General features: G+C 62.9%; 20 protein-coding genes. 16 read left to right on the forward strand and 4 right to left on the reverse strand.

Annotation, left to right across the window (positions count from 1 at the left end):
* Positions 1-35: 35 nt before the first annotated feature.
* Entirely contained in the window at positions 36-2264 is a 2229-nt protein-coding gene (locus AC6RIC_RS23295; protein ID WP_499734113.1) for a GumC family protein, read from the reverse strand.
* 156 nt (positions 2265-2420) lie between these two features.
* Between AC6RIC_RS23295 and AC6RIC_RS23300 the strand changes: the two genes are divergently transcribed.
* The 5 genes from AC6RIC_RS23300 (at position 2421) to AC6RIC_RS23320 (ending at position 7460) form a co-directional block, all read left to right on the forward strand.
* Positions 2421-3137 (forward strand): nucleotidyltransferase family protein, encoded by a 717-nt coding sequence (locus tag AC6RIC_RS23300; RefSeq protein WP_454658386.1) that lies wholly within the window; start codon positions 2421-2423, stop codon positions 3135-3137.
* A 65-nt stretch (positions 3138-3202) separates the two neighbouring features.
* On the forward strand, positions 3203-4378 hold the full coding sequence (locus AC6RIC_RS23305; RefSeq protein ID WP_499736649.1) for a DegT/DnrJ/EryC1/StrS family aminotransferase: 1176 nt from the start codon (positions 3203-3205) through the stop codon (positions 4376-4378).
* A 13-nt stretch (positions 4379-4391) separates the two neighbouring features.
* Complete coding sequence (locus tag AC6RIC_RS23310) at positions 4392-5081, forward strand: sugar transferase (protein ID WP_499734114.1); 690 nt, start codon at positions 4392-4394, stop codon at positions 5079-5081.
* A gap of 41 nt (positions 5082-5122) precedes the next feature.
* Positions 5123-6130, forward strand: coding sequence for an SDR family NAD(P)-dependent oxidoreductase (locus tag AC6RIC_RS23315; protein ID WP_454658388.1), 1008 nt, complete (start codon positions 5123-5125; stop codon positions 6128-6130).
* Positions 6131-6236: 106 nt separating this feature from the next.
* Positions 6237-7460, forward strand: coding sequence for a polysaccharide biosynthesis/export family protein (locus AC6RIC_RS23320; RefSeq protein ID WP_454658389.1), 1224 nt, complete (start codon positions 6237-6239; stop codon positions 7458-7460).
* Between the two features lie 396 nt (positions 7461-7856).
* Here the strand turns inward: AC6RIC_RS23320 and AC6RIC_RS23325 are convergent, their stop codons facing one another.
* Positions 7857-8078 carry a hypothetical protein gene (locus AC6RIC_RS23325; RefSeq protein WP_454658390.1) on the reverse strand — a complete coding sequence of 74 codons (222 nt, stop codon included), beginning with the start codon at positions 8076-8078 and terminating at the stop codon, positions 7857-7859.
* A gap of 445 nt (positions 8079-8523) precedes the next feature.
* Between AC6RIC_RS23325 and AC6RIC_RS23330 the strand changes: the two genes are divergently transcribed.
* The 5 genes from AC6RIC_RS23330 to AC6RIC_RS23350 are packed head-to-tail and all read left to right on the forward strand — an operon-like array spanning position 8524 to position 13524.
* Positions 8524-8790: a hypothetical protein gene (locus tag AC6RIC_RS23330; protein WP_499734115.1), complete on the forward strand. Its 267-nt coding sequence runs from the start codon at positions 8524-8526 to the stop codon at positions 8788-8790.
* Entirely contained in the window at positions 8790-9200 is a 411-nt protein-coding gene (locus AC6RIC_RS23335; protein WP_499734116.1) for a hypothetical protein, read from the forward strand. The genes AC6RIC_RS23330 and AC6RIC_RS23335 overlap by 1 nt, the downstream gene beginning before the upstream one ends.
* Complete coding sequence (locus AC6RIC_RS23340) at positions 9197-10609, forward strand: O-antigen ligase family protein (protein ID WP_454658393.1); 1413 nt, start codon at positions 9197-9199, stop codon at positions 10607-10609. The genes AC6RIC_RS23335 and AC6RIC_RS23340 overlap by 4 nt, the downstream gene beginning before the upstream one ends.
* Positions 10610-10619: 10 nt before the next feature.
* Positions 10620-12170, forward strand: a complete 1551-nt coding sequence (locus tag AC6RIC_RS23345; RefSeq protein ID WP_499734117.1) for a lipopolysaccharide biosynthesis protein — start codon at positions 10620-10622, stop codon at positions 12168-12170.
* Between the two features lie 13 nt (positions 12171-12183).
* Complete coding sequence (locus tag AC6RIC_RS23350) at positions 12184-13524, forward strand: phenylacetate--CoA ligase family protein (protein WP_499734118.1); 1341 nt, start codon at positions 12184-12186, stop codon at positions 13522-13524.
* A 230-nt stretch (positions 13525-13754) separates the two neighbouring features.
* On the opposite strand, the gene asnB is transcribed toward AC6RIC_RS23350, so the two are convergent.
* Complete coding sequence (gene asnB, locus AC6RIC_RS23355; protein ID WP_499736650.1) at positions 13755-15785, reverse strand: asparagine synthase (glutamine-hydrolyzing); 2031 nt, start codon at positions 15783-15785, stop codon at positions 13755-13757.
* A 218-nt stretch (positions 15786-16003) separates the two neighbouring features.
* Here asnB and AC6RIC_RS23360 point away from each other — a divergent pair, with 218 nt between their 5' ends.
* The 6 genes from AC6RIC_RS23360 (at position 16004) to AC6RIC_RS23385 (ending at position 22189) form a co-directional block, all read left to right on the forward strand.
* A complete protein-coding gene (locus AC6RIC_RS23360; RefSeq protein ID WP_454658396.1) occupies positions 16004-17185 on the forward strand; it encodes a glycosyltransferase family 4 protein in 1182 nt (393 codons plus the stop codon).
* A complete protein-coding gene (locus AC6RIC_RS23365) occupies positions 17182-18330 on the forward strand; it encodes a glycosyltransferase (RefSeq protein ID WP_499734119.1) in 1149 nt (382 codons plus the stop codon). Before AC6RIC_RS23360 ends, AC6RIC_RS23365 begins: the two co-directional genes overlap by 4 nt.
* A gap of 21 nt (positions 18331-18351) precedes the next feature.
* Positions 18352-19527, forward strand: a complete 1176-nt coding sequence (locus AC6RIC_RS23370) for a glycosyltransferase (protein ID WP_499734120.1) — start codon at positions 18352-18354, stop codon at positions 19525-19527.
* The gene (locus tag AC6RIC_RS23375) at positions 19499-20575 is read left to right on the forward strand and encodes a glycosyltransferase family 2 protein (RefSeq protein WP_499734121.1); all 1077 of its coding nucleotides are present in this window, start codon (positions 19499-19501) and stop codon (positions 20573-20575) included. The genes AC6RIC_RS23370 and AC6RIC_RS23375 overlap by 29 nt, the downstream gene beginning before the upstream one ends.
* Positions 20576-20766: 191 nt before the next feature.
* Positions 20767-21414: a helix-turn-helix domain-containing protein gene (locus tag AC6RIC_RS23380; protein WP_454658400.1), complete on the forward strand. Its 648-nt coding sequence runs from the start codon at positions 20767-20769 to the stop codon at positions 21412-21414.
* 118 nt (positions 21415-21532) lie between these two features.
* A complete protein-coding gene (locus AC6RIC_RS23385; RefSeq protein ID WP_454658401.1) occupies positions 21533-22189 on the forward strand; it encodes a LuxR C-terminal-related transcriptional regulator in 657 nt (218 codons plus the stop codon).
* A gap of 41 nt (positions 22190-22230) precedes the next feature.
* Here AC6RIC_RS23385 and AC6RIC_RS23390 read toward each other — a convergent pair whose 3' ends face one another.
* Positions 22231-23037, reverse strand: a complete 807-nt coding sequence (locus tag AC6RIC_RS23390; RefSeq protein WP_499734122.1) for an HWE histidine kinase domain-containing protein — start codon at positions 23035-23037, stop codon at positions 22231-22233.
* Positions 23038-23182: the final 145 nt, after the last annotated feature.

Raw genomic sequence — 23182 nt, forward strand, 5'->3', positions numbered from 1 at the left:
TCACCGAGGCCGGCACATCACGAAGACCTCATTTATCAGACCTGCAGGCGTGAGCCGCCGGAGCGCTGCGGGCGTTTCCCGAGGAACTCTCCTGTGTCGCCCCGTTGGTAGTCGGCATGAGCCTTCAGGTTCACACGCGTGAGTACGGCGAAGACGTTAGGTCGTGGCCCCCCGCTCAGCAGCGCGGGCTTCATCAGCAGTTCGAGTGCGTTTGCAGCAACATCGCGGCGGGTGCTGCCCCAACGGACGGCAAAGAGAACGCCGTCCACCCGTGTCGCGAGAATGCGGATACCAGCGGATTCAAAAACGCCCGGCGCGACGATGATCATGTAATCGTAGCGGTCACGCAGTTTGTCGAGGCTGTTTGCAAGCTGACTGCCGACAAGGGAAGCCGTGTTGGCATCTCCGATCTCATCGAGGGCGAGGCAGTCGAACCCGAGAGCCGGGTCACGACGAATTTCCAAGGTAGCGCGCTGGGCCGAAACGTCGCCATCCAGGTTCGTTTCGCAGCTGAGGCCGGCCAGTTTCACGTCCTGGCGCGGAGCGTCAGCACATATCAGCAGTACCCGTCGTTGGAAGCGGGCCGCGTACGTCGCGATGCCGACCGCCAACGCCGTTTTTCCCTCGTCCGGTCCACTGGACGTGACGGCCAGGATCTTTCCATCGCCCCGATGCTGGATGACCTCGAGCGCCACCGCCGCGACAGCCTCTATCGCCTGGTCATAGGGCGGAGACGGGCATTCAGGCAGCCGCCAGCGGCCACTGTACTGCCCCCCCGGGGGCTCCGGGACCAGGCCGATGCAGCCGATACCCAAGGTGGTCGCGAGCTCACGCTCGCTTCGCAAGCTGCGATCCAGGCGCTCCAAAGCAGAAGCCGCGCCCCCTCCGAGCGCCGCGAACGCGATCATCGCGGCTGGGATGTAGAGGAACGGGCTGAGCGAACTCGGGCGCTGCGGCACCGAAGCTTGAGCCAGGATCTGAACTCCCGTCGAGGTCGGATCCTTCACCTGCTGTTGCTGACGAAGGAGATCCCGGACGGCATCGGCGGCCGTCGCAGCACGCCGCTCGAGAGCCTGCCGCTCGCGGCGCTGAGCGAGGACGGCGCCGGATGCGGTCTGCAGCGAAGCGATGCGCTCGGCGAGGGAGTGCTCCTGCAGGCGGAAGACGTCGACATCATGCTCCAGACGCTGCAAGCGCTGCTCGAAGTCCGCGCGCGGCACCGTCGGCTTGGCCGCTATCGTTCCGGAGTTCACATCGGCTTGGCCTTCGGGCGTCGTGATCGGCGCGGCGGGGCGCGGGAATTGAGTGCCGGTCCAGGGTTCACGCAGAAGCGCATCGATCGTTTCCGGCGGCGCCCCCGAAAGCTGCAGCTGTCGAACCCGCTCGAGTCGTTCCTGCCGGCGCAGCAACTCGGATCGCACCAACTCCAACTGACGGGACGTCTCAGCGGTCAGCTCACCCGCTGCTGCGTCCGCACTTGGCGTTCCGTGCGCCGAGACGTGCGCTCGGAGCGCCTCGTCCGCGGCTTCGAGTTCGGCCTGCGATTGGATCAGGCGATTATCGAGCCATGTCCGAAGCGCGTCCGCCTGCTGCTGCATCCTATCCGTCAAGCGCTCGACATGCGTCTGCACGGCCTGATTGACGATGATCGATGCTCTTTCGGGATCGACGTCATTGTAGCTGATGGTGATCACATTGGAGCGCCGTTCCTGCCGCACAAGCAGGGAGCCCTTCATCTTGTCCAGGCTTGGCAGCCCGTTGGGAGCCTGCGCGGGCTCCGGAGGACCTGAACTCGGAAGAACGACGTTCTTGAGGCCTTTCCCGATCGCGACAAGCGAGCCCCGTAGCCGATCCCCCAGCGTCGGGTGCGTCATCTCGAACAAGGCACGCGCTGACACCGCGTTGTACTGCGGCAGGTCAGGCAATGCCTTCAGTACGTCGCGCAGGCGGGCGTCCGACGTGATCGTCGCGATGTGCGTGTCCACGACGGAATCGAGCAGGCCGGCCGCCATCTGAGCTTGGGTGGGCTCAAACATGAACTGCGCGGTGGCCGTATAAACAGGGGGAACAACGAAGGCAGCGACGCCGGTCAGAAGCGTGCCGGCCAAAACAAACTTCGCGATGAAAAGCCTGCGTCGACGAACGAGATTGATGATCTCGTAGACCATCTGCTCTGGCTGTGGAGACGGCTCCGGGTCGGCCCTGAGGGCCGCGCGACTGGACAATCTCGCGATCGGGATGAACTCGCCTGGGTTCTGGCTCATGCTGATCGACTCTGCTTTCGTTCATCGAACTGGCGCCGCAAAGCGGGCCAGCTGTCGACCGAACGCTATTGCGGCACCGTCATTTGCAAGTTGACCGAAATCAAGACGAGTTGTGGCAGCGCGCTTAGCCTTCATGCAGCATCGAAGGAGGCTGGCATGAAGGCAGTCATTCAGGCAGGTGGCAAGGGCACGCGCTTGATGCCCTACACATCCGTTCTTCCGAAGCCGCTGATGCCGATCGGGGCGCGGCCGGTTCTCGAGCTCCTGCTTCGGTGGCTTCGCCGCAACAACATCGAGGACGTCTACATCACGACGGGCTACCTCGGTCACCTGATCCGCAGCTTCTGCGGCGACGGTCAGCAGTGGGGCCTCAAGATCACCTACTCACAAGAGGTCGAACCGCTGGGCACCGTCGGGTCGCTGACGCTGCTGCGGGAGCATCTGGACGGCACCTTTCTGATGTTGAACGGTGACGTGCTGACTGACCTCAACCTTCCAGCCTTCGGGTTGGCGCACCGCAAGCATGGCGGCCCGCTGACGATCGCCACGACGGTCCGATCCACCCGCATGGATTTCGGAATCATCGAAGATCGGGACAACCGCATCACAAGCTTCACGGAGAAGCCTACGCTCTCCAACAGCGTGAGCATGGGCGTCTATTGCATGGAGCCCGATGTCATCAAGTACATCCCGGCCGGCATCCCCTTCGGCCTCGATGATCTGGCGCTTTGCTTGCTCGAGAAAGACGTTCCCATCCACGTCTTCAAGCATCAGGGACTTTGGCTCGACATCGGACGCGTCGAGGACTTCCACAACGCGCAGGACATCAAGTGGGAAGAGCGCGCGCCTTCGCTGCTCGCAGTGGCCGGCTAGCACCCCACCTCCGTACGACGCCCGAAACACTCGTCAGGAAAGCAGAGGACATGAAAGCTGAGCCCATGCTTCTCGTCTCGGAGCCTATCCTCGGACCGCAAGAAAAGGCGGCTCTCGCCGATGTCATCGACAGCGGCTGGATCACAATGGGTGAGCGGGTGAGCAGCTTCGAGCGCGCTTTCGCCGAGGCGCACGCAGCCGACGATGCTGTTTCAGTGAATTCCTGCACAGCCGGGCTGCATCTCATCCTGCATGCTCTTGGGATCGGCCCGGGCGACGAGGTGCTGGTGCCGGCCCTCTCCTTCGTGGCGACGGCGAATTGCGTGCTCTATGTCGGTGGTACGCCGATTTTCGTGGACATCGAGTCTTCGGCGCAGCCGCTGATGTCCATCCAGGACGCTGCCGCCAAATGCACCTCCCGGACGAAAGCCGTCATCCTCGTTCATTTCGCAGGTTACATGGTCGATCCCGAGCCGTGGCAGGCCTTCGCACGTGAGCGGGGCCTGATGCTGATCGAGGACGCCGCTCATGCCTCCGGGCTTCCGGGCGCAGGCGCAATCGGCGACGCCGCGGCGTTCAGCTTCTACGGAAACAAGAACATGACGACGGCGGAAGGTGGCGTGGTCCTCGCCCGCGATGCCTCCCTGCTCGACACCATCCGGCGTGCGCGCGGTCATGGGCTGACGAGCGGCACCTTCCAGCGGCGCTCCAGCCGGACGCCGATCTACGATGTGACGATGCTCGGCTTCAACTACCGGCTCGACGAGTTGAGGGCCGCCATCGGCCTCGTTCAGCTCGGCCATCTTAAAGAGTGGAATGCGAAACGGAAGGTCCTGGCGGAGCTCTATCGGCGTCGCATTGGTGAGCATTGCCCGAGCGTCGTCGTTCCTTTCGAAACGCGGCGACCTTCCGTCCATCACATCATGCCAGTTGTGCTGCCGGCTTCCTGCGACCGTCAGGACGTGATCGATCACTTACGTGGGAAGGGCATCCAGACCACGATCCACTATCCACCGATCCATCGTCTTTCCTTCTATCGCGGCCTCTATCCGGACGTAGATCTTCCCCAGACCGAGGCCTTCACCGATCACGAGCTGACGCTGCCGTTGCATCCGCGCATGGGGCTCGATGATGTCGAAAGAGTTGTATCGGAACTTGCCGACGCGCTTGGCGAGCGCGTTCCGCCCGCGGCGTTCGTAATGCGAGACGAAAGCAAGCACGCCAACCTCGCAAGTGGCTGAGGAGTTCCTTCACATGAACGGACGAGGCTTCCTGGGACTGCCAGTATCCGAAGCGGCGCAAACCAGGCTCAGACGAGCCGCCGATATTCTGATCGCCGGCACTGCCCTGTTTTTGCTGACCCCGCTGATGCTGCTCATATCGATCGCCATATGGCTGGAATCCGGGCAGCCGACGCTCTTCTGTCAAACGCGACTTGGACAGGATGGCAGGCGTTTTCGCATGTACAAATTCAGGAAGTTCCATGTCGACGCGGGCCAGGCGGGCTGCCCATTGACGCTCGAACAGGACCCCCGGATGACCCGGGTCGGGCGCCTGCTGATGAAGACGAAGCTCGACGAGTTGCCGCAGTTCTGGAACGTGATCAAAGGCGACATGGCGATCGTCGGACCACGGCCGGAGAGCCTTGCTTTTGCGGATTGCTTCCATAACGGCTGGGAAGAGTTGCTCAGATACAAGCCCGGCCTGGTCGGCCCGTGCCAAATCATCTTCCGGAACGAGGCCGCCGCCTTCCCGAAAGGCGTCGATGTCGACGAGTTCTATCGCGCCGTCGTGTTTCCGCTGAAGGCGCGCATCGACCTTGATTACTTCCGCAGCAGAAGCCTCGCATCGGATGTCGTGATCATGATCAGGAGCTTCCTGGCGATCTGCGGCTGGGCTTCAGCCGCGAGCGCGGGCCTCAGGCAAGTCGAACGCCGCGCCTGAGCCGGTGCACGCCTGCAATGTCTAGTCCAGGAGGTCATGCCATGTCCTATGATGGTGCAAAGGTGCTTGTGACTGGCGCCGACGGCTTCATCGGCTCGCATCTCACCGAGGCGCTCGTCAATGCTGGCGCCAGGGTCACAGCTTTAACCCTCTACAACTCCTTCGACAGCCATGGCTGGCTGGACGAAATCCCGGAGGCGACCAAAGGCCGGCTCGATCTCGTCCGCGGCGATGTCCGCGACGCGGCCTTCATCTCGCGCGTCGTGCCGGGTCAGGACATCATCCTCCACCTCGCAGCGCTGATCGCGATCCCGCACTCCTACGCGGCCGCGCAGACTTATGTCGAAACGAATATTCTCGGAACCCTGAACATCCTCGAGGCTGCCCGTCAGAGCGGGACGGATCGGATCGTCCACACCTCGACGAGCGAGGTGTACGGAACGGCGTTGAAGATGCCGATCTCGGAAGAGCACCCGTTGCAGGGCCAATCTCCCTATTCGGCGTCCAAAATCGGCGCCGACATGATGGCGGAAGCTTTTGCCCGGTCTTTCGGGTTGCCTGTAGTGACGCTCCGTCCCTTCAATACATTTGGTCCCAGGCAGAGCGAGCGGGCGATCATTCCGACGCTCATCCGACAGGCTCTGGATCCGAACTGCGACGCCATACGGGTCGGCGACACGACGCCGGTGCGCGACCTCACCTTCGTGGAAGACACCGTAGCTGCCTTTATGATGGCAGGGTCGTGCCCGGATCTGGAGTTCGGCCGCGCTTACAATGCTGGCAGTCAGCAGGGCGTGACAGTGGCCGACCTGATCGACCTGGTGCTCGAGCTCTCCGGCACTTCCAAACCGGTGGTCCAAGAGGTCGTCCGGATGCGCCCCGCCAACTCGGAAGTGCGTGCGCTTCTGGCCGACTGCAGCCGTTTCGCGGCAGTTACGGGCTGGCGGCCGCGGACCGGCCTCCGCGAGGGCATCGGGCGCACAACCGAATGGTGGCGAGCTCGCCTTGCGATGGGCAGGGTGCGCTCGCAGAGCAATTTCATGACCTGATCTCACCGCCCTGCCCGGACCGTCGCGTGGCGCCGGCTCCAGAACCGATACGAGGCTCTCGATGGGACATCCATCTGCGCGCAGGAGCTGGGCAGCGACACTGCTCATGGCCGGCATGACCTTGCTCTGGGCGCATGGAGCTTGCCGAGCCGAATACCAGCTCGCTCCCGGCGACGTGGTCGAAATCGCCGTCGTGCCAATGCCGGAGCTGCGGCAGCGCATACCGGTGCAGCCCGATGGGACCATCATCATCCCAATGCTAGGGGCAGTGATGGCGGCAGGATCGACCCCACTGGCGCTGCAGGACCGGGTCGAGACAGCCTTCGCAGCGAAAATCCTCCGCCAGCGCATGCCCGACGGGCGCGAGCGGGTCGTGTTGATTCAGCCTGGCGATGTCACCACGGCCGTCGTCGAGTACCGGCCCATCTATGTGAGCGGCGACGTACTCAATCCGGGGCAGTACGCCTACCGGCCACAGATGACGGCGCGCCACGCCATTGCCCTCTCGGGTGGCCCGAGCACGGTACGGGGTCGTCCCGGGCAGTCAGGTGTCGACACCGCGGAGGCGGAGCGCGAATACCGAACGGCCACAAGCGCGCTGGCCAAAGAACATGTCGTCTCCTGGCGGCTTGCCGCGGAACTCGATGGTTCCGAAACGATCAAGGAACAGCCCCTCGCGTACCTGTCCATATCGGCCGCTTCGCTCGCCGACTTTCTGCGCGTCGAGACCCGTTACCTGCAGGTTCGCCTGAAGGAAGCCAAGAGCGAGCGGGCCTATTTGGAGAGCATGGTGCGACAGGCCGGCGAGCAGATCGCGACTCTTACCCTTCAAGTGCAGGGGGAGCAAAGCGGCCTCCAGGCCGACATGGAAGAGCTTGATCGCGTGAACAAGCTCTTCGGCACTGGCAGCTTGCCGAGCCCGCGCGTCACGGACAGTCGCCGAGCCGTCCTGCTTTCGTCGACGCGGCGCCTTCAGACGATTGCCAACCTAACCCTGGTCAAACAACAGCGGGATGAATTCCTTTGGCGCCTGGACAAGGTCGACACCCAGAGGCGCCTCGACGCGCTACGCGAAAGCAGAGAATCTCAGCTGCGCATGACCGAACTGAGAGCGCGCCTCGACGGCGCGACAGAGAAGCTCCGTGTGCTTGGGCAGATGGTCGTCCTCGAGTCGAGCGGCAACGCCGTGCGGCCGGGCGTCACGATCATCCGCAAAGCTCAAGCGAACTGGGATCGTATTCCCGCGTCGGAGGACACAGAGCTGATGCCGGGCGACACCGTCGAAGTCGTATTCCGGCGTGAAGATGCTTCGACGGCAGCGGTGCAGTGAGCCCACTCCGGAGACCCAGCGATATGGCCTGAGCCGCACCGATCCATTGGTGCGGCAAGGCAAAGCCGGAGCCAGTCGCAGTCGGGGACGGCCATCGGCGCATTGTCAGCGAGCTTGAGCACGAAATCGCCGGCGCACTCGGCCGGCTGAACACGATCCCCCCGGCCGTCCCGGGACGCCGCCCGGGGAGCGTCAGTCGTCAGGTGATCTGAGGCTGATCGCGGGTCTCAGGAACGGGGCTTTGCCGCATCCGGGTTTGAGGCCAAGCAACTGTGCGACGGCTGCAGATTGCCCGCCTCAGCCGGCAGCTTGTTCACCAGCGGCTGGCTGAACGCGACGATCCCCTGCCAGAGGTATGCGTGGCTGGACCGGCGGCACGCATATGGGCGTCTGCCTTTACTGGATCGGGCGTTCCCTGGCGTGGGCCTCGTTCGCCATGGCAAGCATTGCCTCAAGCTGGGCGAGCGTCGCTGGCGAGAAGATCAAATTCATGATCTGGCCGCCGGCCATCTCAAGGCTGACCATCGTCTCGCCTTCAGGGGTGGCCGTTATCGCGACCGCCTGGACATCGACGACGTCAAGGTCAATCTCGGGCAACAATATCGGCTTCTTCGCCATTGGTCCCGTACCGTCGTGGGGCGCCACACTGCGTCAGAGATGGGCTTTCCGGTCTCGTGCTCTTCGGCAATGCGGTCGGCTTCGATCTGTGTTTCGATGCGGGCATTTCCAGGAAGTAGGCCAGCGCGCCAAAGCCACGAGCTTCAGCATCCGCCTTCAACGCGACGATACGCTCGACCAAGTCATCTGCTCGGGGCAATGGGACGCGCGGCACGCCTGATCCGAGTTTGATGACCTCCCCCCGAATGCCCCCGCTGTCCCCCGATTGGGGTATGCAGCTGGGAGGCGACTGCCCACGGCGTTCCCGAGCTTCGCCCCCCTGACGAACGAAAGCCCGGCCCCACACCCGGACACTATTGGCAGAACGTTTCGGCGAATTGACCCTCATCAAGACCGCCAGGCCCGACCGACGTAGGGTTCCGATCGCAGCAAGAGGAGGCCGGCGATGAAAGCTGTCATCCAAGCAGGTGCCCGGCATAAGCGGCCGATGCCCATCAGCGCCAAGCCTGTGCTGGAGTTCCTGCTGCGCTGGCTACGACGATGCAACGTCGAGAATGTCTCCATCACGGCCTGCGATCTCGATCATCTCATTCGCAGCTTCGGCAGCGACGGCCGCCGATGGGGTACCATGATCCATGCGCAGGAGCTGAAACCACTTCGCATCCCGGTCTGCAGTCACTCCCGTGCGACCAGATCGAAGGCACGCTTCTAATGCTGAACCGCGACGTCCTGACTGATCTCCGCCGATCGGACGACGCGTCAGCGATGTTCCGTGGCGACGAGATCCTGGTCAAAAGCTCGGATACGGAAGGCCTTCCGACCTCTATGCTCGAAGCTTGGAGTGTCGGTGTGCTTGTCGCGTCGCTGACGGTCGATCCCGGCGGCGTGATCGAGCGGCATGGGCTGGGCCTCGCAAATGGCTCTGAAGCACGGCTGGCATGCGACCTGCGAGCACTTGCCGGGAACGCCATGAGCCGGAAAGCGGACAAGCGCGCGCTCGCTCTTGTGACCCGCCACCATGACTTGGCGGTTCCCCTCGACAGCCTGCCCGTCGCCATGGACATGCCCCGCCGTCGGACACCGCGCGGAACCAGCGAGCCGCCTCGGGAGGTTGCGCCATGACGGCCCGCGCGGCGCGGCAATCGCTCGTGCATGCCGCGCTCTGGATCGGCGGTGCCGGTCTCCTGTTGCTCGTTGCCCTCGCGCTCCTGATCCTGAAGAACCCATCCGCGCCCGTAATGCTCATAGGCTTGGCCGTCGTAGCCCCGATCGGCCTGCTGCTGCTGCGAAACCCGCTCACCGCAACCCTGCTCGCCGTGTTCGTGCTCCTGCTGCCACCGGGGGACCTTCAGGTGGCGGGGATCTACATGGCCGCCAGCAACGGCGCGATCGTGGCCGCTCTTGGGGTCTGGCTCGTCCGGGTGCTGAGCGGGAACGAAACGATCAAATGGAACCCCACCTGCCTTCTCTTCGCGCTCTACATCGCATGGGGGGTCGTGACGCTGCTCTGGGCGCCAGATCTGGTCGAAGGACGCCGTAAGCTGATCGCCTGGACCTTCAGCTTTATCCTGCTGTTCTTGATCTGCAATCAGGTGAGGTCGCTGCCGGCCGTCGACCGCTTCATGCGGATGCTGGGCTTGATGGGCTGGCTCATGATCTTGTGCGGGACCTACACGCTCCTCTTCACCGGTTTCGTGTTTGGAACCCGCCTGAAGAGTTTCGGCATGAATGAGAACACTCTGGGCGTCATGCTGATTGTGGCGCTTCCCGGGGTCGTTTGGCCGATCATGCGGAGCGTCGGGCCTCGCCGGAGATCCATGCTCATCCTGGCGATAACCTACATGCTGTGCGCCGTGGCGTTGATCGCGCTCAGCGGATCGCGAGGAGGCGCCATTTCCGTCGGTCTGCTGTTGCTGATGCTGCTGTTCTTCAGACCCGCGCGGAAATGGGCCGTCGGCGGCGTCGCGGTCATTCTTTGCCTGTTCCTCTTCGCCCCGTTCCTCTTCGACACACTCATTCAAAGGGCCATCGAAGGAGAGGGGGGCGAGCTCGGCGGACGTCCCATCCTGTGGGAAGCGAGCCTTCTGTTCATGCGCGACCACCTGCTGGGCGCCGGCATCGGAAACGGCCCCTTCAGGCTGCACCCCTATATCGCGTCGCTGACGAGCGCGACCAACCATCGAATGGATCTGCCCAGCCACCAGCCCTTTCTCGAAGTCGGCGTGGATACAGGTCTGGTCGGATTGATCATCTACGTCTGCGTGATCGGATCAGCGATATGGAGTTTCGTGCAATCCCGCTCCCGCTGGCTGCTCTCTCCTTCCTGTCCGGACGGATACTATCTGACCGTGATTGGAGTGGCGGCCGCGTACGGGGCCACATGGATCAAGGGGGGAGGGTTGGAAAACCATACCAGCCTCATCGTGATGTTCGCCCTGCTCCTGATCCCGTCTTTGGTGCAGGAGGCCGACGATCGAAGCGCACGGGAGCGCGGCCCCTGGCCGTCGAAGCATCGTCATGACCGCGGCTAGCGAGGGGACGATGAACGCGCATGCAGCCGCCCTGCCGCGTAACGAGGCCAGCGGGCGGTTCGTCGTCAATGTCGGCAGCAGCCTCGTTTACGTCGTGCTGAATACCGGCATCATGTTCTGGTACATCCCCTTCCTGCTGAAGCATCTCGGGGTGGCGGCCTACGGGATGGTCCCCCTGTCGGCCTCCTTGGTCATGTTCGCGATGATCGTCTGCGAGGGCGTGAACGGTGCGATCTACCGCAACCTGGCGATCGATCTGAACCGTGGAGAGCTCTTCGCCGCGCAAAGAACGTTCAACAGTGCCGTGATGCTGACGGTCGCGGTCAGTTGCTTCCTGCTGGTTCCGATGGCCCCGGCGGTCTGGCTCTTTCCCCAGCTCTTCGCGGTGCCGCCGGACCTCGAGGGCGCGGCGCGGTTCCTGCTCGCGGGCTCCTTCTTCACCGCCCTGACATTCCTCGTCGGCAGCCCTTTCGACGCATCGAGCCTGATCACTCACCGGTTCGATATCCGCAACGCCATTCGGTCCGCGGTCGCCCTGAGCAGGGTCGGGATCGTGGCCCTGTGCTTCTATTTCTGGCCGGCCAGCCTCATGCACGTCGGACTCGGCCTGATCGCCTCCGCCCTCCTTGGCCTGGGCGGGTGCGTGATCGCGTGGCGGCGGCTGACGCCGCAGTTGCGCCTGCGCCTCACGGATGCGGATTCCCACCACTTCCGGCCGCTCTTGAATATCGGCGCCTGGTCGGCGGTGAACACGGCCGGGATGCTGCTGCTCATGCAGGTCGACCTGATCATCGTGAACGCATTGTTCGGCTCGACCATGACCGGTCGTTACGGCGCATTGCTGGCTTTCGCAGTGCTCATGCACACGCTGGCCGAGGTGGTCATACCGATTTTCAGCCCGATGATCATGGCCCGCTACGCCACCGGCGATTCCACGGGTCTGCGCGGACTGCTGGAATCCGCCGTCGGGTTTCTCGCCTTCGGGCTGGCCCTGCCGGTCGGGCTCCTCTGCGGACTCGGTCGGCCGCTCCTGTCGTTGTGGCTCGGGCCGGACTTCGCCGAACTTGACACGCTCCTCATCGTCCTCGTGGCTCACCTCGCGGTGAATCTGGCGGGCCGCCCGATCGGTTACCTCCTCACCGCGCATAACAAAGTGAAGCAGCAGGGTTTGGTGACACTAGTGCTCGGCGTCGTGAACATTGTGCTGGCGGTCGCGCTCGCCCTCTGGGCCAACTGGGGCGTGCTCGGCATCGCGGCGGCGGCGGCGATCGTTTGGACCTTGAAGAACACACTCATCCTTCCGGTATACGCCGCACGCGTGCTCGGATTGGATTGGTGGGCGTTCCTGCCCCGGCTCGCGGGAGGAGCCGCGGCGGTGCTCGGGATAGCGCTGGCTGGCAGGGCACTTGCCGCCCTATGGCCACCGCGCGATTGGATCGGCCTCGCGGCAATGGCTGGTGCGATATCGGCACTATACCTGATCATACTCATAGGCCTCATCATCCGCCCCGACGATCGCAGGCTGATCTCGCGGCTCATACTTCGGAGGGCACATGATTAATTGGCGTCAACCCGTGCTGAAGTTCTACGACGAGCGCGTCATGAACCGCCCGATCCCGCGATGCCGCACCCTGATCTCGGAGTTTTATGCCCTGCCGGGTGAAGCGCGGCGAAACCTGCGGGATCAGCGTCTGACGCAACTGCTCAGGCACGCCGCGCGACACGTGCCGCACTACCGAAAGTTGCTGGTCGATCAAGAGATCGTGCGTGGTGACGCCATCGATCTCACGAAATTCGGGAAGGTCCCGCCTCTCACCAGGAGCTTCCTGCAGAACTCCCCTGAGAGTTTGAAGAGCGACGACTTGAGTTCGCGGGATTGGTACAAGAACAGTTCCGGGGGAAGTTCGGGAGAGCCCGTCGCCGTGATCCAGGACCAGGATTACAACGCGATGGGTATCGCCATGACCGAGACGTATCACGGCTGGACCGGAAGGGACGTCGGCGAGTCGCTGGTCAGGCTTTGGGGGTCCGATCGGGACGTGCTGACCGGTACTTTGGGGTGGCGCAACAAGATCAGCGGCTTCGTTCGCAATCAGAAATGGGCGAACTCTTTCAAGATGAGCCAGACGGCGATGTTGCGTTATCTGGATTGGATTCGGCAATATCGTCCCGTTCTCATCGAGGCCTACGCGGACAGCGCCTTCGAGCTTGCTCGCTTCGCGAATGCCCGCGAGACCCGGGTCTCCGGCGTGAGACACGTCATCACCAGCGCGGGCACGCTGCACCCGTTCATGAGGGAGGAGATTTCGCGCGCGTTCGGCTGTCCGACGCTCAACAGATACGGGTGCCGCGAAGTTGGCGACATTGCCGGTGAGCGAACAGTGAACGGTGGCCTGGAGGTGTTTGACTACTGCAACCTCGTCGAGGTCGTGAAGGCAGACGGCCAGCCCTGCGAGGAAGGAGAAGAGGGTGAGGTCCTCGTCACCAATCTCACGAATTTCGCGATGCCGCTCATCAGGTACAGGCTTGGGGATCGCGCCGTGGTCGGCAAGTCCGCGGACGGTCCCTTGCCGTTTGTCGAACGATTGCAGACGGTGTCGGGACGCCAGACGGACGCGTTTATCTTGAGGGATGGAACGGCCGTATCGGGAGTCTTCTTCGTCTATTTTCTCACAGTCGTTCACGAGGCCGGTTGGCTTCTCAAGACGCAGATCGTCCAGCGCGACTATGACGACGTCGTCGTCAAGATGGTCGTGAAGACGGCCCCGACACAATCCGCTTTGGACGAGATCGCCGTCTCGCTCCGGATTTTGCTGGGCCAGTCATGCAACATCAGTTTCGAGACGCTGCCGGAAATTCCCCCTCTGAAATCCGGAAAGCACAGCTACGTCGTTTCACTCGTAAAGCGACCATAGAAGGTGATCGCCCGGACAACCCAGATCATGCAGATCTGCATCTGGAGCCGTTGAAAAAGACTGTCTTCGCGCGGTTCTCTTGATCCTGATCGCGATTGGGGGTCGGCCAGCTGGACACCGGCAAGAACCGACCGCCGTTTCACTCGCCCGGCAGCGCACTGAGCAGGCGGACTCATGGAACAGCGGCCGGTTTTTTGGGATGCCACAGCACAGGTGACGCCCTGATGCCCTTACGCGACAGCCCCCTGCAAAGGAGACTGCGCTCGCCAAGGCTGAGTTGGAGCTGCCGCATAATGGCGGCACCAGGCTTCCAGCATGAGCAGGCGCCACAGCAGCAGACCAAAATCCCTGCCCCGCCCCGAGCTGTGCAGATCAAGTATCCGCTCCACCCCATTCAGGCTCCAGAACCCCAGCTCTTCGCTGCCGCGGTCGAGAAGCCTTTCCCTGACCATGGCGCGGCCGGCCGGTTCACGAAACCAGTCGCCCAGGGGAACGCCGAAGCCTCGCTTCGGGCTCTGGCCAGTAACCTCCGGGAGAAATCGGGCGGCGAGAGCCCTTAGAGGCAGCTTCCCCTGGGCGTGATCCAGCAGGCATGCGCGGGGCAGGCGTGCGGCCCATTCGACGATGCGGACGTCGAGCAGCGGCGACCGAACCTCGATCGAATGGGCCATCGATGCCCGATCGACCTTCACCAGCACATCGTCGGGAAGATAGAGGCCATAGTCGAGCTTCTGCTGTCGCGCCGTCAGCGGAGCGCCGCGGCTCATCCGCCATCTCTCCCATACCGGGCTGCTGGCGTTCCGCAGAAGCGGCCGCAGATCCGGGTGAACATAATGGTCCATCACCGGATCGTCGGGCAGCTCGTCGAAAACCGCCGCACACCCCCAGTCCGGCAGGCTGAGCTTGGAAAGCTGGTAGCGGGCGAGCGATGCCCGCGGCAAAAGGCGGCTCGCCGCACCCAGCGCGGGGCCGAAACGGCCGGCTGCCCGGATCAAGCCTTCCCGGCGAGTGCTCTCGACATAGCGGCGATAGCCACCGAACGCCTCGTCGCCGCCGTCTCCGGAGAGAAACACCGTCGCATGGCTCGCTGCCGCCTCGCAGAGCGTGAAGCTCGGCAAGGCGGACGGATCGCCGAAGGGTTCGTCGAAGAGCCAGGCCAGCCGGTCGATATCGCTGAGCCCGCCGGCGCGTTGCGGGATCACGCGGTGCTCAAGCCCGGCATGGGCCGCGGTTGTGCGAGCGAGCGCGCTTTCGTCCCAATTCTCTTCCGCGAAGCCGACCGTCAGCGCGAGCGGGGCTTGTCCCGTCTTCGCCGCCATGGCCGCGACCAGGCCGCTATCGATTCCGCCCGACAGGAAAACACCGACGGGAACGTCGCTGCGGAGCCGAATGCGGACCGCGTCGAAGAGCAAACTCTCGAGTTCATCCAGTTCGGCGGGGCTGGCGGGTCGCCGAACGGGATCGTCGTTGAGAGTCAGGTCCCAGTATGGTGCCGGCGACGCCGCATGGGGCCGGTCGAGCGAGCCTGCAAGGACATGGCCCGGCGGCAGCTTCCGGTATCCCTCGAAAATGCAGGTTTCGCCCGGCAGGTAGCCGAGCGCCAGGTACTGCGCCACCGCGGAGCGGTCGATCTCCCGGGGGGCGTCAGGGCAAGCCAGCAAGCCCTTGAGTTCCGAGGCGAACCGCAGGTGGCCGTCCTGGTCGCTGTAGTAGAGAGGCTTTACGCCCAGCCGGTCACGGGCAAGCAGGAAGCTCCGCCGCTTCGTGTCGACGAAGGCCAGTGCGAACATGCCGTTCAGAAGCGGCAACGCGCCCGTCCCGAGGCGCATGAGCAATCGCAGCAGCACCTCCGTGTCGGATCCGCTCTGGAACGCCTCGCCTGCGCGCTCGAGCTCGCGGCGCAGCTCGAGATAGTTGTAGATCTCGCCGTTGAACGCCAGCCAGCAACTCCCGTCAGGGCTTCGCATCGGCTGATGCCCAAGGGGGCTGAGATCCAGGATGCTGAGGCGGCGGAAGCCGAGGCTCCAGCCGTCTCCTCCCTCGATTCCAAGATCGTCCGGGCCGCGATGTTGCAGGGGCACAGTCATTGCGGCGGTCAGCTCGGGGCCTGCCGCTTGTGCCGGTCCAAACCAGCCGCAAATGCCGCACATCGTTTCTGCTTCGCCTTGCTCGCCTGCACGCCTCCGGGATGGAAGCGCATCGACGCCAGCCACAGACCCGAGCGGGTCAAGCCTGTCTGACGTCAACCGAGTAGGCGCCATCGGCAGCAAACTGAATATGACGCGCGTCAACTCGGTTCAGAGGTACTTCCTCTATCAACTGACCCGCGCAGATAGCCGCCTCGCAATCACGGAGCGGAGTGCTCCGAAGCAGCGGTCAGCAGGGTGCATGAAGAAGCATGCTTAGGCCTGAGGACAACCTCCTGCATGGCGCCGGGGAAGTGGACCCGGGTCCGGGATGTGATCGGGAGACGTGCTCGATGCAACCTTCGTTAAAGGGTCAGAGCCTGCGGTGGTGCTTCTTCTCGCCCGGCCGCCGTTCGATCGACGTGCTCGGCGGCGATTCACGGACCTCTGGCGGGGCCGAGGCCCAGGTGGCCCATCTCGCAGCTGCGATGGCAGAGCTCGGCCATCAGGTGAGCCTGATCTACGGTGACGGAAGCCAACGCTGTCCCCCAAGGGAACTTGCCTCCGTCACCTGCATCGACGCCGCGCCGCAATGGCGGAAACCTTCGAGCATCGCAGCGTTCTGGCGCGCCTTGAGGCACGCTTCGCCAGACGTGATATATGCGCGGCTGCCGAGCGACTTTCTGGCGTTGCAAGGGCTGCTTGGCCGTCTCCACGGGCGAGCACGCTTCATTTACGCGCTCGCTCACGACGACCACTGCCGGCCGTGGCAGGCCTATTCCTACAAGCGTTGGCTGCACGCCCCGCTTTACGCCTTGGGCCTTCATAGCGCCGAGGCGATCCTGGCGCAGCACGAGGGGCAGCGGGTCCGACTTTCCCGTCGCTTGCAGGGCCGGACGACCTGCGTGCCGAATTTGGTGCGGTCCTTCGCCTCTGCCCCGAGAGATTTCGAGAGCGCGTCGATCGACGCCATTTGGGTCGCTCAGATCCGTCCGGAGAAACGTCTCGAGAGATTCCTCGATCTCGCGGCATCGGCGCCGGACCTCTCATGCAGCGTCGTCGGCGGGTTCGATCCGACGCTGCCCGCAGCCGCCCGTGCCGAACTCGAGCAACGGATACAGTTGTTGAGCAACGTCACCTATTGGGGGCCGCAGCCGGCGGATGTCGTGATGTCGCTGCTCGCCCGCAGCAAAGTCCTCGTGAACACCTCGAGCGGAGAAGGCTTTCCGAATTCGATGCTGGAGGCGTGGAGTCTGGGAGTGCCGGTCGTTTCGCTTTCAGTGGATCCTGGTGGCATCATCGAGCGGCAAGGTATCGGCTTTCTCAGCGGAAGCGATCTCGAACTGTGCAACGACGTGCGGTTGCTGACGCACCGTGCGTCGCTGAATGATCAGATCGGCGTCCGCGCGCTCGCCTATGTCAGGGGCCGGCACAGCCTCGAAGCTGTCTGCGCCGCGCTCTCGCCGGCGGTCTTCGGGTCCCCCGCCACAGCCGGCGCCGATCGCCCAGAACATTCCAGGGAAGCCCTCTCATGATGCAGGGAAGCCTTCTCAACGCTGCAGACCTTACCGGCACCGCTGCTGCCGCACGCCCCGGCGCCCCGAGGGCGGTCGCGGTCCTCATCGGGCAGCTTGCGCAAGGCGGCAGCGAAAGACAGCTTTACATGTTCCTTGCCCACTGTGACCGCACGCGCTGGACGCCGACCGTCTATGTCTCCGGGCAACTGGGTTTCTGGGAAGGCCCCATCCGGGCCCTAGGCATTCCCGTCGTGCTGCTGGTCGGGCATCGGGTAGCCAAGATGCGGCAGCTGCGCGCCGCGTGCGCGGCGCAGGGCGCGACCTGCCTCTTCTCCTGGTCTTCCTACACGAACCCCTTCGGTCTGGCTCTGCTAGGGACTGGCATTCGGCGCGTTGGATCCTACCGCAATGCGATGTTCGCGGATCTTCCGACCCGTTTGCGGTCGGTCTGGGCCTGGGCGAGCCTTGCCGGCATCTCCGCGGCCGTCTGCAATTCGCACGACACCTTCGAGCAGCTTTCGAGCCGCAGAGCTTTGAGGCCGAAAGCGACTTACGTGCCGAACGGGGTCGAGGCGCCAAGCCCGAGCGAGGTTGCTGCGTTGCGCGCGCAGTGGCGGAGCCGGCTTGGTCTTCAGGAGGACACCGTCCTCATCATAGGGGTGGGTCGGCTCGCGAGCCAGAAGCGCTTCGACCGCTTTCTCGATATCATCGACAAAGTCAAAACGGATGGTCCGGTGCAGGCTGTCATCGCCGGCGCGGATCTCGGCTGCCGTTGCGATCTCGAGCGCCAGATCGAAGGCCTGGGCCTTGATAACATCGTACGCCTCATCGGCACGGTGCCGGATGCTCGCGAGCTGATCTGCGCCGCCGACATCTTTCTTCTCACCTCCGATCACGAGGGCACGCCCAATGTCATCCTCGAGGCGATGGCCGCCGGGCGGCCTTGTGTGGCGACCCGTGTCAACGGAGTCGGTGAGTTGATCGAGGACGGCGTAACCGGCTTCACCGCGACGCCGGATGCGTCGGAGCTGGCGCGGCACGTTTCCCGTCTCGTCGCCGATCCGGATCTGCGCCGACGCGTGGGCGAAGCGGCCCGGCGGGCTGTCGGGCGCACGCGAAGTCCGACCGAGATCGCTCACAGGCTTTGGTCACTCTGCGAGTGAAGTAACCGAGGGGCGAAACCGATGCGCTTAGCCTTCTTTCTCGACCAGGTATTCTGGCGAGACGGCCCCGTGCTATCGACTGACGAGTCGTACGTCCTGTTCCCGGCCAGCTTTGCCGGGCACGTCGATCAGATCACGTTCATTGGGCGGGAGGCGCCCGCCCCCGGGCGTGCGCCTTACGTTCTGGACGGATCGGCCATCTCGCTCTGTGCGATGCCGTTCTACTCCAACCTGTACCACCTCTGGCGGACGTATCCACGCCTGCACCGCCGGATTCGCGCGGCTGTGCGTCGGGAGGCGGGCAAGTGGGATGCGATCGTGATCAGCGGGCCTCACCCCATCGGCCAGCTCATCGCCCGGGAATGCATCGCTTTGGGCATCCCCGTGCTCCCGATGGTGCGCCAGAACTTCGTCGAGCAGATGGGCACCCATCGCGGGCTGAAGCGTCAGGCCGCGATGCTCGCTGCCCGCCTCCTCGAATGGGACTTCAAGCGGATAGCCCGCGACCGGACGGTCTTTACCGTCGGCAAGGAAATGACAGAGGTCTACGGCCAATCCAGCGACCGGGTGCACAGCCATTTTCCCTGTCTCGTCGACCGGGCGCAGTTCGAGACGTTCTCGAAGATCAGCGCCGGAGCCGACCCCAAACGTCTCATCAACGTGGGCCGGCTGTCACCGGAGAAGGGCCTTCGTTTCCTGTTCGAGGCGTTGGCGCAGCTCAACCAGCGCGGCCTGGGTTGTCATCTCGATCTCGTCGGCACAGGCCCGATGGACCAGGAACTCCGGGGATTGGCTTCAAAACTCGGCGTTGCGTCGCAGGTAACATTTCACGGCTATGTTCCCTACGGTCGACCGCTATTCGACCTCTACGAGAAGGCGGGAGCGATGGTCCTGTCCTCCACAAGCGAGGGTCTCCCCCAGGTCATCAATGAGGCCTTGTCCATCGGCCTTCCAACGGTGGCGACAACCGTAGGGGGAATTCCCTCGTTTCTCACGGACGGAGAAACCGCCCTGCTGGTGCCTCCACGGGACGTCCCTGCGTTGGCCGGGGCGATCGAGCGGCTGGTGCGCTCGCCCGACCTTCGAGAGCGCCTGCGGCGAAATGGGCGAGCGCTGATGCAGGATAACATCCTTGAAGTGAATCGAGCCCGTGTCCTCGGGGGTGTTCATGATGAGATCGCTCGCCGTCGAGCATAACTATCGCTGCGCAATCGGCGACCTTCCGACCACACCTCCGCCGTGTCGCCCGACGGTCAGCGTTATCGTGCCCGTCTACAACGAGATCGATTGCCTTGACCGGCTCGTGGCAGACTTGCTCGCCCAGGATTACGAACGGATTGTGGAATTCTGGTTCGCGGACGGTTGCTCGCAAGACGGAACCTACGAGGCTCTGCTGCGGCTCAGCGAAGTGGATGACAGGATCCGTGTGATCAGGAACCCGAAACGCGGACCGGCCGCCGGCATCAACCTGGCCCTGGAGCTGGCGACGGGAGACATCGTAAACCGGCTCGATGCGCATGCGCGCTATGAACCCGATGTCGTGACGAACAGCGTAGAGGCGCTGCTGGCAACGGGCGCCGCAGGCGTGGGCGCCATCGCACGCCCTTCTGCCGGCAGGACATTGATCGGCCGTGCCATCGTCGCCGCGCATAAGAGCCCTTTCGGAGTAGGCGTCGCGAAATTCCGTCGAGACGGCGCGGAAGGCTGGACCGATGCGATCTGGAACGGTTGCTACTGGAAGCACATCGTGGATCGCGTGGGGCTGCTGCGGGAAGATCTGCATCGCGCGGAGGACAACGACTTCAACGCGCGCATCCAGGGCTTGGGGTATGGCCTCTACCTGTCGCCGGCAATACGGGCCTGGTACCTGCCGCGGCAGACACTGCGATCGCTCTGGAGGCAGTATTTCGCCAACGGTATCGGGGTGGTCAGAGCTGCGCGGGAGAGGCCAGATGCCGTTAGCTGGCGGCATTTCGCTCCGCTGGCGCTAGTCCTCACATTGGGCTGCTCCGCCCTGATCACAATTGCGTGGCCAGGGGGGCTTCTTGGCCTGATTTCTGTGCTGGCCTACCTGGGCGTTCTGGCTGTCGCCACCCTCCTCGCGGCTGGACAAGAACGCGGCGCGTATTTGCTGCTCCTCCCGGTTGCGTTGGCTACGCTTCACCTCAGTTATGGGCTTGGTTCCCTCCGGGCCCTTGTTGGGGACCCCTTGATCGCACTCTTTAGGCGAGTTTGCCCCGTTTAACACTGTGTTAAGATTTCACCTGCATGATTCGCGGTAGCGCCGGCAGCGATCCCTTCATCAACGCGCCAGTGGCGAGCTACGACGTTTGCCTTAGACCGAAGGCTTACGCCTAGACCGTTGGGTGTAGTCCTTCTGCACGATTGGCAGGGTTGAGAGAACGAATACCGTGGTTGCGATCGAGGGGTCGCACCATGCTTCAGATCGCTACAGCTTCTCATTCGCTGCTGGAGGAACGCTCGCCAAGCGCGAGGGATGTCCGGCACAGAGTGCTCGCTCGCAACGCCGTCCTCTTCTGGCAGGACGAGCGACAGCCGCAAGCCATCGAGATTGTCGAGGGTACCGTTCGGGCCGCGCGCCTCTGGAGCGATGGTTCGCGCCAAATCCTGGCATTCTTTTGGCCTGGCGACATTATCCAGGCTGCGGCTCTGCAACGCTACACTGCGGAGGCCGTCACGCGCTGTGTGCTCAGGCCGCGCAGCCATGAGGAGGTCAGCACTTTCGAGTCGTCGGGCACGGACCAGGCGCTTCAGGCGTCCATCTGCCTCCTTGCCGCCACCGGCAAGAAGAGCGCCACGAGCCGAATGGCGTGGTTCCTGCTTCAGATCTACGAACACCTTCCGCAGGATCCCAGGCGTGCAAACGCGCTCCGTTTCACAATCCCCCGCAATGACGTCGCTGACTACCTGGGGATGTCGATGGAAACCGCGTGTCGAACACTGGCAGCGTTCCGGGCGCGCGGTTTGATCGATCTCCCGACCCGGAAAACCATTTGCTACCGAGACATGGCGCAGCTCGCTCGGGTCGCTCAATCACCCAAATGGGAAGATGCCGAAGCCTAAGGCCATGGCCGTCCGCTTGCGACAATTCCCAAAATTTGTGATATATGAGCGACATAATAGGCCGAGGGGCATGTGCTGATCCGACGGCGCCGCAGACGCCAGGGAGCCAGGCACGACGATGTGGCGTATCCTGTTAGCCGATGACCACGGGATTTATCGCAAGGGCCTTCACTTGGCCCTTCAGCGCGCGTTTCCCGATGCCGATCTCCTGACAGCGGACTCGCTTCCGACAATCCTGTCCACAGTCGAGGAAAATCCGGATCTCGATCTTCTGATCATCGACCTGCATATGCCGCACCGCATTCCGATCGAGGGCCTCTGCGACCTCAGCGCAAACTGCCGGAACATCCATCTGGTCGCGCTGTCCGCGTCCGAAGCCGCTACTGACATTCTGGAATGCCTTGCTTGCGGATTTCACGGCTATATTTCGAAACTTCAGACTGACGAGGAAATCATTGCGGGCATAGAGGACGTCCTTGCCGGGAAAATCTACGTCACGCCGCGCTTGGCCCTTACAAAGGGACTTGCCTCATGGCGCGAGATGGTAAAGGCGACCGAGTCCAGCCGCTCGCAAGTTATCCGCCTGACGAACCGCCAACGGGATGTCCTCGCCCTCCTGGCGCGGGGTAAGTCCAACAAGGAGATTGCGCGCGAACTCGCCATCGCGGAGGCGACTGTCAAGATCCATGCGGCGGCGGTCATCCGTGTGCTTGGAGCCACGAACAGGGCCTCCGCGGCGCTGTATGCTCAGCAGTGGCTTGAAAGAAAAGAGTGAGGTTCGTGATCGGGAGCCCCTATTCCGACGGAATACTGAGCCTACAGCTCCAGAGTCGTGGTGAGGACATACTCCAAGCCTTCCGGCGAGAGTCCCAGCGTCGAGGTCCCGCCGGTGATCGCTTTACCGTTATCACATAAAATTGACGTGCCGAACCCGCGCTTGCAGCTTCCCGTCGCCTGAGGTCCGTTCCGCTCAAGCCATTGCAGGCACAGGCTCGCGCGGGTTCTGTCAATGGGTTGGACGCTCCAACGGACCAGCACCCTGCCTGCTGGGCAGCTCAATGCTCCATACTTGACGGCATTTGTCGTGAGTTCGTGAATGATAATCGAGAACGACTGCGCAAGCTCGCTACGGATCCCAACCGACGGCCCGATCAAGTCGAACTGATTGGAGCGGCAATATGGAGAAAGCTCAAGGCGGACGAGCTCCTCCAACGAGCAATGATCCACGCCCTTTCGCGTGGATACGTCAGCGTTTGCGATAGCGCGAAGGCGCCCTTCCAACGCCTCGCATAATTCCGTCACTGTCGCGCTACTCTCCGCTGTCAACTTGATGATCGACAGCACCAGAGGCACGAAATTATCGAGACGATGCCGAAGCTCTTTATTATTTAGATTAAGAAAATAGAATTTATCAATAAGATCTTCAAAAGAATTTGGATGAGAATTAATCAATTCTTCGTTAAAACTAGAAATAACCTGATAAAACATAGAAAATGAATGAAAAATACGTTTTGATCGTAGCAAATTTGTATTCAAACCCGAAAATTTCGAGCGAATCCTTAATGATGACTGCCTCTTTACGATCGCAGACTTCGACTTAACCCGAGACGAACCTGAGTCCATGCGAAATCCTCGGTTGATGGACATCGCCGCAATCAACAATAACTGATTTCTGTCAATAAAACAATTCTAAGGGCCAGTTAGGTTAACCCGCTACTGCGTGGTTGGTTCCACGCGGGACCTGACGCGCCGCCGCCGGTGGATCCCG

Source organism: Allobosea sp. TBD101, assembly GCF_059817965.1.